This is a genomic window from Desulfobacter postgatei 2ac9 (assembly GCF_000233695.2).
Lineage (GTDB): Bacteria > Desulfobacterota > Desulfobacteria > Desulfobacterales > Desulfobacteraceae > Desulfobacter > Desulfobacter postgatei.
The window spans coordinates 1999949-2015690 of sequence record NZ_CM001488.1; the positions used below are offsets into that span (position 1 = coordinate 1999949).

Below are 15742 nucleotides of genomic sequence, written 5' to 3' on the forward strand. Positions count from 1 at the left end.
ATAGATTCTCAGCTTTGTTTTAAAAAATTCCCAGGTACTTTAAATGATTGATGCCATTTTAAATTCGTTGAAAAAAAGCAAGCATACCATGCTTGCCATGAATGATAGCTATGCTCCGAAAGCATGGATGATTGCCCAGCTCTTTCCCCGTTTGAACCAGCCTTTGGTTGTTGTTTTGCCGGATGCAAAAAAAGCGGCGGCATTTATTTCAGATCTTCAATTCTTTATGTCGACCGACCGGCAGCGTATCATTTTTTTCCCCGGCAGCCATTATCCGGGAGCCAAAAACATTTCATTTCATAAAGATACATCCGCCTCAAGAGTTGCCGCCCTGTTCAGCATCAGCGAGAGATTCCGGGACAGATTTCTCCTGGTGACGTATCTTGAGCCGCTTTTATCTTTTCTGATGCCCCCGGAGGTTATGACAAACAGTTTTGAACTGGTCATGGCCAATGAAGAGATTGACAGGAACGGGTTGCTGGAAAATCTTGAAGCAAGCGGATATACCCGGGCCACCCTTGTTGAGGATCCCGGGGAATATGCGGTCAGGGGCGGTATTGTCGATATATTTTCCCCGGGGCTGAAACAGCCGGTGCGCCTGGAATTTTTTGGGGATTTTGTGGAATCCATACGCCATTTTTCTCCTTATACCCAGCGCGGCACAAAGGAACTTGTCGAAACCATTATTATCCCGGCCACGGAGGCCGTGATCACAAAACAAAGTCTGCCCCATGTCCAGGCCCGCTTGCGCGGGGCCGGAAACAAGGCCGGACTTACCCAGGACAGAATCCGGGAGTACGTCAACCAGATCCGGGACAAAGGGCGCTTTGACGGCATCGAATCCATGCTTCCCATTGTATATGATTCCCTGGCTACCTTGTTCGACTATCTGCCGGAAAATACTTTTTTTATCCTGGATGATGCCGATGTGTTGCCCGAAAAGGCAAAGGATTTCCATGACGGGTTAAGGCTTAATTTTAATGCCCTGGCTGATGAAAAACGATTAAGCCTGCCACCGGAATCAATTTGCCCGGACTGGCAGAGTGTAGAAGAAAAAATCTTTGCATCCAAAACCCTTTGTTTTAAAGCGCTCGTGCTTGAACAGGACAAAAGCAAGGCAGACATTCTTTCCCTGAAGTGTTCAGATAACCGGGCGCTGTCGGAATCCTTGCGCAACAGGACAAAGGATGCCACGCCTTTAACCCCTCTGGTGGAATGGATTGAGCAACAGCAGCGGGATGTTAAATATATTTTGTTTGTACTCAGCCAGGATGCCCAGGCGAGACGGTTGACTGCACTTCTTACGCCTTACGGTATAGAGCCGCAATTTTGCAGGGATTTTAGCTCTCTTTTTGACACGAAGCCCGGCATTTATTTTACCGTGGGCGCTTTGAGTTGCGGCTTTGTCCCGGATCTGGAAAATTTTAGTATTGTGACCGAAGATGAGATTTTCGGCAGAAAACGCATTCGGCGCAGAGTGTCGGGAAAACGCGATTTAAAAGCGGAGTTCATTGCCCCGGAAGAGCTTAAAAACGGTGATTTTGTGGTTCATTTAGAACACGGGGTAGGTCGGTACGAGGGCCTTTTCAGCCTTACCGTATCCGGCATCACCCAGGATTTTATTCTGGTGGTTTATCAGGATGATGATAAGCTCTACGTTCCCGTGGACAGAATGGAGGTCATCGGCAAATATATCGGGGTGGACGGATACACCCCTGTGCTTGATAAAATAGGATCCAAATCCTGGACAAATTCCAAGGCAAAGGCAAGGGCCGAAGTTGAAAAAATGGCGGCGGATCTGCTTGATCTGTATGCCCGGCGTAAGGTGGCCAAAGGATTTTCATTCAGCCGTCCGGATAACTACTACAATGATTTTGAAGCAGGCTTCCCCTATGAAGAGACAAGGGATCAACTGCGTGCCATAGACGATGTCCACCTGGATATGGAAAAGGATACGCCCATGGACCGGCTGGTGTGCGGGGATGTGGGCTACGGAAAAACCGAAGTGGCCATCCGGGCGGCATTCAAGGCGGTGAACGACGGCAAACAGGTGGCGTTGGTGGTTCCCACCACCATTCTGGCCGAACAGCACCTCAATACGTTCCGGGACCGTTTCAATAATTATCCGGTCATCATCGAATGTCTGTCCCGTTTCCGAACACGAAAGGAACAGACCGATATTTTAAAAAGAACCGCCGGCGGCACAGTGGATATTGTTATTGGCACCCACAGACTTTTGCAAAAGGATGTGGTCTTTAAATCCCTGGGGCTTTTAATCATTGACGAGGAGCAGCGATTCGGGGTCAAGCATAAGGAAAAATTGAAAGAGAAACGGGCTGCGGTGGATGTTCTGGCTTTGTCTGCAACGCCCATCCCAAGAACCCTGCACATGTCCTTGACCGGTATGCGCGATATTTCCGTGATTACCACCCCGCCCGCAGACCGCCGGCCCATCATTTCATACATCACCAAATATGAAGAGCCCTTGGTCCGGGAGGCTGTTATCAAAGAGTTGGATAGAAAGGGTCAGGTCTTTTTTGTTCACAACAACATAAAAACCATATTCAAAACGGCCGAAAACATACAAAAACTGATTCCGGATGCAAAGATCGGTGTGGCCCACGGCAGATTGTCCGAAACCGAACTTGAGAAGGTGATGGAACAGTTTATTCGTCAGCAGATCAACGTGCTGGTCTGCACCACCATCATTGAATCGGGTCTGGACATACCCAGTGCCAACACCATGATTATTGATAAGGCAGAGCGTTTCGGCCTGTCCCAGATCTACCAGCTGCGCGGCCGTATCGGCCGGGGGGACGAGCAGGCCTACGCATATTTGTTTATTGAAGATGAGTCCCGGCTCACCAAGGATGCCAGAAAGCGTTTGGCAGCACTGATGGAACACCGGGATCTTGGGTCCGGCTTCCAGATTGCCATGAAGGATCTTCAGATTCGCGGGGCCGGTACCGCCCTGGGCGCCTCCCAGTCCGGTCATATTGCCGCCGTGGGTTATGATATGTTTCTCAAACTTTTGGACAACGCAGTCAAAGATATGAAGGGCGAGCATCTCCCCGAGCCCCTGGAACCTGAAATCAACGCATCCATGTCCTCGGGGTTCCCAGACGATTACATCGAATCGGTGGAGCAGCGTCTGACCATTTACCGAAGACTGTCAAGGTTGACCCAGGTATCAGACATTGCGGAGATGAAAAAAGAGCTGGTGGACCGGTATGGAGAACTGCCGAAATCTGCTGAAAATATGCTGCTGAAGATTATGCTTAGGATTTTTGCCATCAAGGCCGGGGTCAAGCGTCTGGATGTCACCCCGGATGTACTGGTTCTGGAGTTTTCCCCCGATCATATGAACCGGACCTTGACTGATATTGAATCTGTTCTCAAAAAAACAGTGGATGCAAAGTTTGTCAAAAAAACATCTGTCCGCATCCAGCTTGGACACAAACGCAGTAATATTTCAAGGGCCTTGCTTGAGACAAAGCAGATTTTGTCATCTATTTTTAACGTTTAAGTCCACTGGGCCAAAGACCTGTTAAACACGAATATCATAAACATATATGTACTCAACAGTTGCTCTTCATCAAAATTAGACATTATATCGATTTTACATATCATTGTATTCACCTCCAATGTATTTGCCGTTCTGGGGCTGAGATCCCTTTATTTTGCCCTTGAAACAAAAAGAAATATCCGGCACGACCAATTTTTAAATGCCCATAATTTCTCCTGAATTCGCGGCACTTTTTTTGATATAATTTGAAATCATTGAGAAAAGCCTGTTTACAAAAAAAGGTATATGGACTTTGTATTTTAAATTATATAGAATATTAAAAATGGCCCTTTTTGAGAAAGCATTTACGCGAACGCGAACGACAGGATAGTTTATTGGTTTAGTGGTATGTGCAATAACGCAAGTTGTGAATCCAAATATATCTTAAGTTTTTTATGAAATCATCCTCTCTTTTTTTTAAACAGATAAACAAAAAATCAGGCAGTGTTTTTTTGATACTGATCTGTTTCACCATGTTCCAGAGCAGTGCGGCCATGGCGCAAAATCGTGTGAATCTGAATTTAAAACCGGTTGCATTTGATCTTAACACGGTTGAAAACCAGTTGACGGAAATGATGGCTGACTGGGGGGAAACCGCATTTGACGTCGATGATGCGCTGGTCCGGCACGTCAGCTATTTTATCAAATATTACGCAGTTCAGAATGTGGATAAATCAAACAATATCATCCGGCGAAGCGAAAAATACCTGTATGACATAAAGAAAATATTTAAGAAATACAGTATTGCCGAAGATGTTGCCTTTGCCCTGCCGTTTGTCGAAAGCGGTTTTAATCCGGGTGCACTGTCCAATGCCGGAGCCTTGGGAATGTTTCAGTTTCTTGACACCACCGCCGTTCATTACGGCTTGAAAATAGGGGAGAATGGACTGGATGAGCGAAAGGATTATCAAAAATCAGCTGAGGCCTGTGCCAAATACCTGCGGGACAACCGCAGGGTGTTTGGCAGCACGGTATTAAGCCTGGCCAGTTACCACCACGGTACCAGAATGGTCACGGATGTCTTACTCAATTGCGGTGACGATCCGGGAAGGCAATTTGGACCGATTTTCAAAAACAGTCTTTTGGGGCCTTTTTCCAGGGAGTATGTCCCCCAGTGTCTGGCTGCGTCATTGATATACCGCTATCTTAAGCAAAACAGATTGGTCATGCTTTCGGTTCCTGGGTTTGAGTCTAAAACACTTCAGGCCCAAACGCCGGTTAAATCCCTGAAAAAGATGATTCCAACCCTGTATAAACTGAATCCGGACCTTGAACATGCAGCCTCAATTTATCCGTATGCCAGCAGCAACGGGTATGTGCTGATGACAAAAATAGGGTATTCCTCTTTGACGGCTGAAATGATCAGAACCTATCCTGATTGGGCGAAAAACCCGAAACCGGATCCGTCCGGCAGCACAGAAGTCAAAGGGCTGCCAAAAACCATTCATTATGTTGTCCAGACCCACAATGACCTGTCCGGCATTGCTGACATTTTTGGGACCAGTGTGAAAGCGCTGAAATTCAGTAACCGGTTTTTGGTAAAGCAGGGGGTGCACCCCGGCGATGTGATTGAGATTAAGGGCATGGCCCCGACCACCCTGGCTTTGGACGGAAAAAGCACCGTCTGCGACACACCCCGGGCATTGGTCACCCAGGAAGATGAAACACTGGAGACATTTTGTAAAAGGGTGGTTAAAACCATTCGTGCCGATTGTTCGTCGAGCCGCTGGCAGATGGGGGCAAATTTAACGCCTGCATTGATTTACTATTGGAATTATGATGTGCTCGGGAATATTCAACCCGATACACCCCTGGAGGGGGGGATGAATCTTAGGATTTATTCAGATTATAGATGGCATAAAACAGCCGCAGGTAGTCAAGCGCCTCCGGCAACGCCTGAGGCGCTTGACTATCGGTACAATCCATCAGTACCGACCGGCTAATCCTTTACGGTATCCTTCCAGGCCAGAGCCACCTTGCGTCCGGGGATTCGGTGTATGAATATGGTCAGTATCGCCACCAGCATAAAGGGAAGCACGCCGGGCAGGTAAAACGGCTTCATGGCAAAGTTGACGGTTTCCCAACCCAGAATTTTGGGAAAGGAGATCACAAAGGATGTAACCCATCCCTCAAAGGGCAGAAAGGATAGCCGTGAACAGATAGGGAACTGCATAGCACAGCCCGGCAAATACGGCAAATTTCCAGACACCTAACCCCTCGGCCCAGGATTTGTTTTTACCGAAAAACCGGGTGAGAAAACAGACCACAAACAGGGGGAGCAGGATGGCGGCCACGGCATGAATCCGGGCGGAATAAACACCCACCTGGTGCATGAAGGCGTCAAAGGAGGCCACGGGTGCACCCTGGCCGACAGCGGCGTCCACCACCGGCTTGAGATTTTTAAGCCCAAACCAGATGGGGGTGCCCACGGCCCCGAAGGTGACGGGAATGGAGTTGAGCATCAGGCAGGCACACACCGCAGCCAGGGCGGGAAATCGCAATCCCAGCAGCAACGGTGCGGCAATGGCCGCAGGCGTACCGAAACCGGCAGATCCCTCAATAAAGGCACCGAACAGGAACGCTATGATGATGGTTTGGATCCGGCGGTCCGGTGAGATGGTGGTAAAACCGTAGGAGATGGTCTCCATGGCCCCGCTCTCCCTCAGGGTGTATAGGATGAGAATGGCACCGAACACGATGATCAGCACGTTGACGGCGCTACCGAACCCGCTCAGGGTGGAGGCGGCCACAAGGCCTGCCGGCATCTTCCAAAGGGTTGCCCCGATCAGGGCGCAGACCAGCCATGCCAGGGGCATGGCACGGGTGGCGGGCCATCTTAAGCCAACCATAAAGATTAATACCAGGGCAATGGGAATAAACGCAATAAATGCTGATAAGCTAAGGGACAAACCACTCCTCCGTTTCATTTTCACGTTCGCCAGGCGGAAGTAATGCCTGTAAAAATCAAAATCCGGGAATTTAAATTCTTTCTTGCCTTCTAAGCAGCGGTCAGTATATTCTCCAATTCAGTTGGATTTTTGCTCTAAACCGTTCCACCCAAAACAATAGACAGAATCCTTCTATAACTATATTGGCTCATTCTATACTAATTCACTGGTAACATAAAAAAGGGGATTATTATGCAAAACGAAAAACAGCAAAATGAAATTATTTCTAAAGGGAAAGAAATGGGGCAAAAAGTTTTTGCCCAAACCAAAGAAGCGACAGGTCAGGCAATTAAAGCATTAAAAATACTGAGTCGCGACCCAATTGGAGGTCAATCTGAGGCGATCAAAAACCTTGGGCAATCAAATGCTTTACGAGCAGGAATTGTATTGGTTGTCATATTTTCGATATCATGTTTTTTATTAGGACATAGTATTGTTTCTGAATCGCAAGTGGTTGGCGAATATATGGGGGGGGTGGCAGGATCTTACTTTAAGTTATTGTTCTTTTCATTGATTCCATCTGCATCTGTTTTTGTATGTTTTTTTCTGATAATGAAACTCATAAGCCAAGAAAAAGAACAAATTTCAACATGTATATATACAACTGGAGTATCTACACTTCCTTTGGCGGTTTTATTTTTCTGTATAAAAATATTTGGATTAAGCAACTTTGAGTTACTGTCTGCAATAGGGATTTTTTGTCTCAGTACAACATTTTTCTTGATAAATAGTTCCATGCAAGACATTTACAAATTATCCACCCAAAAATCGTTTTTAATAACGCCAACTTTAGTGTTATTAGCTGGTGTTGTATCCAACGTTTTCTACTCAGCCTTAATCTAATAGCGGCCATGTGCCTATCTGGTTATCTGGTCTATCAATATAAAATAATTTTTTTAATCGGGATAGGGTCTCCTCATCACTGAGGAGACCTCCCACGGCATCAAGGCTTCTGCTGACGGCAATACATTGTTTTTTTTAAAATACAGAGTTATGGTTTTGAAAATCATTAAATTTTAAAAAAATCGGCAGGAATGCAAACATTAAGATGGCAATACCGGCAGCTGTGAACCCCATAGAAAAGAATCCACGATCTGCAAGAAATCCCATCAGAGCCGGGGCACCGCCGGCACCCATGAGAAATGCTGCCGGGACAGTGAACGAAACTATGATATTCCGGGTTTCTTTGGCTCCGATACTCGAGAGCGCTGAAAATGCCGGAGGGAAAAAAGAGACTGATAAAAGTGGCTGCAGAAAAATCACGGTCTTAAGTCCTGTCCCGGACAATAATCCGATACCCAGGGTGGAGAGTCCGCTTAAGATAAGAGCTGTACTCAAGGTTTTTTTTATTCCATATCGGTCAGATATCCAGCCAACGGCAAAAGGTACGGGCAGGGTAAGAATTCTGGACAAGGCAATCAATGTATTGGCTTCGGGCTGTGGCATTCCATGCTCGTTTACCAGATACAAAGGAAGCATGGCATAGACCCCTAAGGAACTGATTACTCCCATCGTGAACAGCACGATCATAATCCAGAAAGAACGGATGAATAACAGTGGGACAATGGCTCTCAACATAGGGGCTTGGCCCGGAAAATCCACTGCTTTGCTGAATTTTAAAAAATTTATGCCAAGCACCACTGATACCATTCCGGTCAGCATCAGAATACTGCGCCAAGACATGAACAATAACAGTGCTTCGCAGATAATCGGTGACAATAGAAAACTTAAATTCGGTGCCAATTCATGAACTCCGATGGCTTTGCCCCAGTTCTGCGAACTTGTCGAAGCCGTGAGCAAGGCAATTCCACTGGGTAGATACAGACCCGCGCCCATGCCGGTGATAAATATACCGGCCCGCATCATGGTCAGACTGTTACATAAGCCTGTTATGATAAAGAAAAAACCGGTCACGATTGCAGACAGACCAATGGTTTTTTTATGCAGCAGTCTTTCTGAGATAAATCCTGAGCAGATCAGGGTAATAAAATATCCCGAGGCAGAGACCAAAAAAAGTGAGCCTGCTTGGTCCCCTGTCAGGGACATGTCCTGTAGAATAGTAGGTAAAAGTGGGGATATGATAATACGAATGCTAAAGTTCAAAAAAAATATAGCAGTCAGAAAAAGTAAGGGACGCAGCTGCGATTGAAATGTCTGTGTGTTGTTCATAAGAGGTCCGATCTGGTATTGGCTTTCTCAGGCTAAGATTAATAAAACTCTTAGAATTTCTAAGAAAGTCTGGGTAAGTTATTTAGATCTTTCAAGCTTTGTTTTGGGCTATGCCTATCAGTGGATATGTCAGGGTCAGCCCATGGCGGTTATATCAGAATTGCCTTTGATTCTGGGACGTCCATTAACACCCACGACCGTTTTTTCCAAGTTTGATGCATTTTGCATCAATGTGTGGCTTTACAGATCTGATTCCTAATCTATTATCCGGAGATTTTAAATGACATATGACACCAGTTCAATTCTTTTTGCATTAAGTCTGACGCTTTTTGCCGGGCTTTCCACCGGTATCGGAAGTGCGCTGGCTTTTTTTACCCGGACAACAAATGTTCGTTTTCTTACTGCTTCTCTGGGGTTTTCGGCGGGGGTAATGATCTATGTCTCCATGATCGAGATCTTTGTTAAGGCTCGGGATAGTTTGAGCACTGCGGCAGGAGACAGTAAAGGCTATTTGATAACCACATTCGCTTTTTTTTGCGGCATATTGTTGATCGCAATTATTGATAAGCTGGTTCCTTCATTTGAGAATCCTCATGAGGTGCGGGAAATTGAAGAAATGTCAGGGGCTGCTGCTGAGGAAGCGAAGAGAAGAAACCTGGAACGCATGGGGATTTTTTCAGCCATCGCCATAGCCATCCACAACTTTCCCGAAGGGCTTGCCACGTTTGTTGGCGGTCTGCAGGACCCGACTCTGGGTGTGAGCATTGCCGTGGCTGTCGCCATCCATAACATCCCTGAGGGGATTGCCGTATCCGTACCACTTTATTATGCCACAGGCAGTAGAAAAAAAGCATTTTGTCTTTCATTTCTTTCCGGACTTTCAGAGCCTGTCGGGGCTTTGGTCGGATATTTTTTGATTTTCAGGTACATGAATGATTACGTGTTCGGATTCCTGTTTGCCATGGTGGCTGGAATTATGGTCTTTATTTCCCTGGATGAACTGCTGCCTACAGCAGAAAATTATGGGGAACATCATATCGCTATGTATGGGGTGGTGGCCGGCATGATTGTTATGGCCACCAGCCTGGTTCTTTTTGCTTAGGATTATTATATATTTGTTTTAAATTACCCCGATAAATTGTTAGCATATGTTTGCCTTTATCTTTAGTATGGTATAAATCAAATCTGGCCACAATGTGGGCATCACAACTAAAATCAAAGTAAAATGCGGTAAAACTTATGGCGCACAGTGATTCTTTAGGGATCCCGGAAAATCATCAAAATCAGCATCCATGTAAACTTGAAATCTTTTCAGACTATATCTGACCCTGGTGCTACTTCAGTACCGGGAGTATTGATAAATTAAGGAAGACGTACGATATCGAAGTAAAGTGGCGGGCCTATCCGCTGCAGCCGGATGTGCCTGAACAAGGATTGCCCATGGCGCGCCTGTTAGAAAAAAAAGGCCTGCTGGTGACCCCGGAACAGGTGACCGCCAGTCTTAAATCCACGGCACAAAGCTTTGACCTGCCCTTCGGGGAGGGCAAAATGGTTTATAATTCCCGTCTGGCCCAGGAGGTCGGCCTCTGGGCCCAGGCGCGCGGTCGGGCTCATCAGTTTCACAATGCCGCTTTCAAGGCCTATTTTGTGGATGGCAGGAACCTGGCTGACAAAGCGGTTATCCTGGATTTAGTGGCCTTCGCCGGTCTGGATGTGGCACAGGCAGAAAAAATCATTGCGTTAAGATCCTATGCCGATGCTGTGGACCGTGACTGGGCAAAGGCCAGGCAACTTGAACTTGTGGCTGCCCCCACCTTTTTTATGAAAGACAGAAGGCTTGTGGGAGCAAAACCTTATCAGGTTCTTGAAAAAATGGTGGCAGAAGTGGTTGGTCAGGTTCAGGGCTGCCTGTAATTTTTGCAGTCATTTTAAAACTGATTCAACACATATGGCAGATTAGGGATTCGCTAAAAATGAAAAAATGAAGTGATGCGTGCAGACTCAAAAAAAATGCGGATGAAGAGTTATGGAACTTTTTTAATCGGGATAAGACGCTGTGGTTCTAATAAAAAACAGCTAACCAGATTGTTATGCTATCTGGGTCTGTTCGCGTGACCTTATGTTTTGTGTGAGCCGGAATGTTAAGATAGTCCCCTTTATTTAACACGCGTTCCCCCTCGTTTTCGAACAAAATTGTACCTGAACCTTTTAATACAAGCACCCATTCGTTCTCATCTTGGCTATACCACCCGGATTCAGGTGAGGTGTGGCCCAAAGACACAATACGTTCGATCCGAATGTTTTCCCCTTTAAGCAAATCCGTGAACTGTTCAGTCGGCAAGTTGTCAGGAACATTTTCAAACAGGTTCTCCATTTCAACGTCCCAATGTTTAAGCCGTTGGGGATCCGGCGCCTTATTCATCACGTTCATGGCGCAGGGAATCAATGAATTTTTTCAATGGCTTCAGGTAAGGGATGATGATGAGTACACAGATGGCGACAAAAACATACTGAAGCATTGCAAACCGGTGTTCCAGAACATCAAAACCATAGCACCAGGCCACGATGGCTGTCAGGGTGCCCAGGCCCGCCGCACTGAAGTTGCTGAACAGATGCATCCTGAGCATATAGCCGATGATGGTGCCCACGACAGGGCCTGTGACGGGCAGGGGGGCCATCACAAAAGTAAATATTCCGATCCAACCCCAGCGCGCTATTTTTTCTTTTTTGTCCTCAGCCTTTTCCTTGAGCATGCGCATGGCTCTTTTGATCCAGGCCGCTCTGAATATACCGTTGGTGCTTAAAGCAAAGCTTGCATAGGTATAGCAGACAATCAGACATTCCAGATAAAAATTTAAGGCAATGGTGGTAACAGGGTCAACGCCGTTAAGGATGCAAAGGCCGATGGCTCCGGCCCGGCTGCCCACACAGTGGGTAATGAACACTACCAAAGCAACCTTGGCACCCGGTGAACCCTGGGCCGTGCCAACGATAACATAAATAAGGAACAGGGCGGTCAACACAAAACCGGCCACAAGGACCCGGCCTTCAACTGTATTTAAAAGAAATTTTTTCATTTCTAAATTTTTTTCAATTTTTTTTTGAAGACCGTTTATAAAGTATGCTTGGATTATTGTCAAGACGGACTGTAATAATAGCAGGTTACAGTTTGATACCGACAAATAGAGTGACAATGCCCAGGGTCATCTCCTTGAACCGGATATCCTTAAAGCCTGCTGCTTTCATCTGATTTGCAAAGGAGACAGGATCGGGGAATTTCAATACGGACTCAGGCAGATACGCGTAAGCATTGCCGTGTTTTGAAAAAAAAGAGCCGATTATGGGCAATATTTTTTGAAAGTACAACAGGTAAAGCCTTCGCATTAGTCCCTTTTGAGGTGTGGTCAATTCCAGGATGATGATTCTGCCTCCCGGTTTCAGGGTGCGGTAAAATTCTTTCATGGCCCCGGTGCGGTTCATGATATTGCGGATGCCAAAGGCCATGAAACCTGCGTCAAACTGCTGATTTTTTACAGGCAGGTTCAACGCATCGCCGTTGACAAGGCAAATGGCTCGCCCCCTGGGGCCGCTCAGTTTTCTTTTGCCAAGGGCCAGCATGCCAAAGGAAAAATCCAGTCCGGTAATAGATGTCCGGCCTTTGAGAAACCGGCTGACTTCAAGGCCCACATCACATGTCCCGCAGGCTGCATCCAACACTGCAGCACCTGATTTTAATTGTGCAGCCTTGACCATCTCCCTTCGCCAGTAAACATCCTGGCGCATGCTGAGCAGTCGGTTTAAAAAATCATATTTGGGTGCAATTTTGTCAAACATTTCTTTGACAAAATCCAGTTCTTGGTTCATCGTTGACAACTTTAGAATCTGAGTTATTTTAAATCATTTATTTTAGTCAAAGCAAGTTTGGAAGCTATCATATAACCGGGTTAAACACAATTATAAATGAACTAAAGCACTATCGGGCACTGATATGAGCGAAAAACGAGATTACTATGAAATCCTTGCGGTAAGCCGGGATGCAGATAAAACCACGCTGAAAAAAGCCTACAGAAAGCTTGCGATCAAATATCATCCGGACAAGAATCCGGATAATAAAGAGGCTGAAGACAAATTTAAAGAAGCCTCCGAAGCCTATGAAGTTTTGAACGACGACGGCAAACGCCGGATTTATGACCAGTTTGGCCACCAGGGCCTTCAAGGTGCCGGCCATTCAGGTCCCAGCGGATTTGAGGACATTTTTTCAAGTTTCGGGGATATTTTTGAAGATTTCTTTGGTTTTGGCGGCGGGCGTGGCGGCAGCCGGGCCAGGCGGGGATCTGATCTGCGCTATGACATGACCATTGATTTTATGGAGGCTGCCTTTGGTACGGAAAAAACCATTTCCATACCAAAGCGGGAAACCTGTGACGAGTGCAACGGGTCCGGTGCCGCACCCGGCTCCTCTGCGGAAACCTGCGCCCAATGCCGGGGCACGGGGCAGTATATTCAGAGCCAGGGTTTTTTCAAAGTCAAAACAACCTGTCCCTATTGCAAAGGCAGGGGGACAATTATCCCCAATCCCTGTCCCAAATGCCGGGGCGGCGGCCGTATGGAAATCAACCGTAAGGTTCAGGTCAAAATCCCTGCCGGTGTGGATGTGGGGTCAAAGTTGCGGCTTACCGGAGAAGGAGAGGCGTCCAGCACGCCTAACGGTCCTTCAGGTGATCTTTATGTGGTGATTAATGTCAAACCCCACAAGTTTTTTCAGCGGGACAGAACCGATATTATCTGCGCCATTGATATCTCTTTTATCCAGGCCGCACTTGGTGCTGAAATTAACGTACCTACGCTGGTGGGAGAAAAGAAACTGACAATCCCCGCCGGAACCCAGTATGGAGAGTCTTTCCAGTTTAAAGGGGAGGGTATTGCCTCTTTGAGAACCGGCCGGAGAGGAGACCAGATTATCAAGGTGATCGTCAAAACACCTACCAAACTGAACCAGAAACAAAAGACGCTGCTCGAAGAGTTTGACAAACTTGATGCAAATAAAATATCAAACAAGCTGAAAAATTTGTTTAAAAATTTGTGATGGAAAAACAACCGGATGGGGGGCTATGTTTGAACTAAAGGTTAAAACCCGGTTTGCCGGGGCGCACCAGCTTGCCATGGTGGGCCGGAAATGTGAGAATCTGCACGGACATAACTGGCAGGTGGAGGTATATGTCAAGGGCGATCAATTGAACGACGCCGGGGTGTTGGCCGATTTCGGGGATATCAAACGGGCGGTCCGCTCGGTTGTAGACGGGGAACTGGACCACAAATTTTTAAACGAACTGCCTGCTTTTGCAGATACACAGCCCACATCCGAGCGTATTGCCATCTATATTGCAGACAAGGTCCAGACATACCTGGACAAAAATGTGGATGAAAAAATCGTTGTCTCCAGGGTCATGGCCTGGGAATCCGATGATGCCTGCGCGATTTATTATCCTGCCCCTATTGTGATGAAATGATTTTTTTTGCCGGAATCAGTCCGGTGGCCGCTGCGGATACGATGTTGCCGGCCACCCCCGGACCGTCTCCGGCCACGTACATGCCCTTGATTCTGGTTTCCAAGTGCGGGGTGGTTTTAATCTGGGTGGCAAAGAATTTGATCTCCGGGGCATAGAGCAGGGTTTCATCATTGGATACCCCGGGGACCACCAGGTTTAAGGTCTCCAGTCCCTCGATTAGATTGGACAGTATCCGCTCGGGCAGCGCCATGGCAATGTCCCCGCACACCACATTAGTCATGGTGGGTTCAATATAGCTTTTGTTGATCCGGTTCCAGGTGGATCGTCTGCCCCGTTTCAGATCCCCGAATCGCTGGAGAATGGGTTTGCCTCCGCCGATGATGCTCGCCAGACGCCCGATGGATTCCCCGTAGGCCTGGTTGTCCGTGACCGGTTCCGTGAGTACCACCTTTGACAGAAAAGCAAAATTGGTGTTGCTCGATTTTTTATTTGAATAGGCATGCCCGTTAACGCAGACAAAATCCTGGTAATTTTCCAACGCCACAAATCCGCCCTGGTTGGTGCAGAATGTCCGGGTCAGGTCATCATAGGTGTGGGTGCGGATAAAAAAAGTCGGGTCATAGATCACGTTGCACAGATCATCCATGATATCGTTGTGTACCTCCACCCGGACACCGACCTCTATGCCCCGCTGGCTCAATTCAATGCCATGTTTAAGCGCCAGGGATGACATCCAGTTGGCCCCGATCCGTCCCGGTGCCAGAATTACGTTGCGGGCATGATAGTCTCCCTTGTCAGCTACCACCCCCTGGATAACCCCATCTTTTTCAATGATATCTGTTACATTCTCACCGGTGCGTATCTCAAGGCCTTTGGACTCTATGTAATCGGCCATCTCTGTGATGTAGCCCGGAAGATTGTCACTGCCCAGATGCTTTTGCCGGATAAGCAGAAGATTGATGCCGAATCGTTTGGCTTCCTTGCGGATGATACTGGCCTCATCCATGTTGGTGGGAAATACCTTGGCATCCATCTTAAAGCGGGTAAAAATCTCTTCGGTTTCATTAATCAGGGCCTGGGCCTGGGACATGGGCATGAACTGGGTGAGATCGGTTTTGCCAAGCCTTGGAATGAAATTCAGTTTTCCGTCCGAGTACAGGCCGGCGCCCCCAATGCCGGACAGAATATTGCACGGATCGCACTGGGCACATTTCTGGACTTTGCTGATGGGGCATTTGCGTTTTTGCGGCCGTTCACCCCGTTCAATGAGCAGGACCTTGAGGCTGGCATGTTCCACCAGATGATAGGCCGCAAACAACCCTGCGGGGCCGCCGCCCACGATAATTACGTCATACGTCATATTCAACCTTTCATAAAAAAGAGATCCATTCGGATGTTATCGGTGTCAGGCCGCATTGAATAAATGAAAGATGTGAGTAGTGAGAAAGACAGCTTGGTTTAAATCTCACTACTCACTACTCAGGACTCACAACTTTCATAGAACCCTTTGTAGCATATAATGAAAAAAATTTTTCTTTATATAACGAATT

14 protein-coding genes are annotated in these 15742 nt (G+C 47.1%); 7 read left to right on the forward strand and 7 right to left on the reverse strand.

All coding sequences use genetic code 11. From position 1 onward, the window contains the following. Positions 1–43 precede the first annotated feature (43 nt). Positions 44–3526, forward strand: a complete 3483-nt coding sequence (gene mfd, locus DESPODRAFT_RS09150; protein ID WP_004073014.1) for a transcription-repair coupling factor — start codon at positions 44–46, stop codon at positions 3524–3526. A 491-nt stretch (positions 3527–4017) separates the two neighbouring features. Further along, positions 4018–5508 (forward strand): transglycosylase SLT domain-containing protein, encoded by a 1491-nt coding sequence (locus DESPODRAFT_RS09155; protein ID WP_245531880.1) that lies wholly within the window; start codon positions 4018–4020, stop codon positions 5506–5508. Here DESPODRAFT_RS09155 and DESPODRAFT_RS19980 read toward each other — a convergent pair. Both DESPODRAFT_RS19980 and DESPODRAFT_RS09160 read right to left on the reverse strand, forming a co-directional pair. Continuing rightward, positions 5505–5738, reverse strand: a complete 234-nt coding sequence (locus DESPODRAFT_RS19980) for a hypothetical protein (protein ID WP_157488456.1) — start codon at positions 5736–5738, stop codon at positions 5505–5507. The genes DESPODRAFT_RS09155 and DESPODRAFT_RS19980 overlap by 4 nt on opposite strands. Then, complete coding sequence (locus DESPODRAFT_RS09160; RefSeq protein ID WP_052314682.1) at positions 5695–6474, reverse strand: L-lactate permease; 780 nt, start codon at positions 6472–6474, stop codon at positions 5695–5697. Before DESPODRAFT_RS09160 ends, DESPODRAFT_RS19980 begins: the two co-directional genes overlap by 44 nt. 231 nt (positions 6475–6705) lie before the next feature. Here DESPODRAFT_RS09160 and DESPODRAFT_RS09165 point away from each other — a divergent pair, with 231 nt between their 5' ends. Further along, on the forward strand, positions 6706–7356 hold the full coding sequence (locus DESPODRAFT_RS09165) for a hypothetical protein (RefSeq protein ID WP_004073019.1): 651 nt from the start codon (positions 6706–6708) through the stop codon (positions 7354–7356). Between the two features lie 135 nt (positions 7357–7491). Here DESPODRAFT_RS09165 and DESPODRAFT_RS09170 read toward each other — a convergent pair whose 3' ends face one another. Next, positions 7492–8682, reverse strand: coding sequence for an MFS transporter (locus DESPODRAFT_RS09170; protein WP_004073021.1), 1191 nt, complete (start codon positions 8680–8682; stop codon positions 7492–7494). A gap of 280 nt (positions 8683–8962) precedes the next feature. Between DESPODRAFT_RS09170 and zupT the strand changes: the two genes are divergently transcribed. Together zupT and DESPODRAFT_RS09180 are read left to right on the forward strand one after the other, a co-directional pair. Next, positions 8963–9784, forward strand: coding sequence for a zinc transporter ZupT (zupT, locus tag DESPODRAFT_RS09175; RefSeq protein ID WP_004073023.1), 822 nt, complete (start codon positions 8963–8965; stop codon positions 9782–9784). Between the two features lie 137 nt (positions 9785–9921). Further along, the gene (locus tag DESPODRAFT_RS09180) at positions 9922–10596 is read left to right on the forward strand and encodes a DsbA family oxidoreductase (protein ID WP_004073025.1); all 675 of its coding nucleotides are present in this window, start codon (positions 9922–9924) and stop codon (positions 10594–10596) included. Between the two features lie 148 nt (positions 10597–10744). Here DESPODRAFT_RS09180 and DESPODRAFT_RS09185 read toward each other — a convergent pair whose 3' ends face one another. The 3 genes from DESPODRAFT_RS09185 to ubiE form a co-directional block, all read right to left on the reverse strand. Beyond that, positions 10745–11056, reverse strand: a complete 312-nt coding sequence (locus DESPODRAFT_RS09185) for a cupin domain-containing protein (protein WP_040016285.1) — start codon at positions 11054–11056, stop codon at positions 10745–10747. A 40-nt stretch (positions 11057–11096) separates the two neighbouring features. Continuing rightward, positions 11097–11759 (reverse strand): small multi-drug export protein, encoded by a 663-nt coding sequence (locus DESPODRAFT_RS09190; protein WP_004073027.1) that lies wholly within the window; start codon positions 11757–11759, stop codon positions 11097–11099. Between the two features lie 85 nt (positions 11760–11844). Continuing rightward, positions 11845–12546: a bifunctional demethylmenaquinone methyltransferase/2-methoxy-6-polyprenyl-1,4-benzoquinol methylase UbiE gene (gene ubiE, locus DESPODRAFT_RS09195; protein WP_004073028.1), complete on the reverse strand. Its 702-nt coding sequence runs from the start codon at positions 12544–12546 to the stop codon at positions 11845–11847. A gap of 124 nt (positions 12547–12670) precedes the next feature. Between ubiE and dnaJ the strand changes: the two genes are divergently transcribed. Then, positions 12671–13768, forward strand: coding sequence for a molecular chaperone DnaJ (dnaJ, locus tag DESPODRAFT_RS09200; protein ID WP_004073030.1), 1098 nt, complete (start codon positions 12671–12673; stop codon positions 13766–13768). A gap of 25 nt (positions 13769–13793) precedes the next feature. Continuing rightward, positions 13794–14192 (forward strand): 6-carboxytetrahydropterin synthase QueD, encoded by a 399-nt coding sequence (gene queD, locus DESPODRAFT_RS09205; protein ID WP_004073032.1) that lies wholly within the window; start codon positions 13794–13796, stop codon positions 14190–14192. Here the strand turns inward: queD and DESPODRAFT_RS09210 are convergent. Continuing rightward, positions 14176–15552, reverse strand: coding sequence for an NAD(P)/FAD-dependent oxidoreductase (locus tag DESPODRAFT_RS09210; protein ID WP_004073034.1), 1377 nt, complete (start codon positions 15550–15552; stop codon positions 14176–14178). The genes queD and DESPODRAFT_RS09210 overlap by 17 nt on opposite strands. Positions 15553–15742 lie beyond the last annotated feature (190 nt).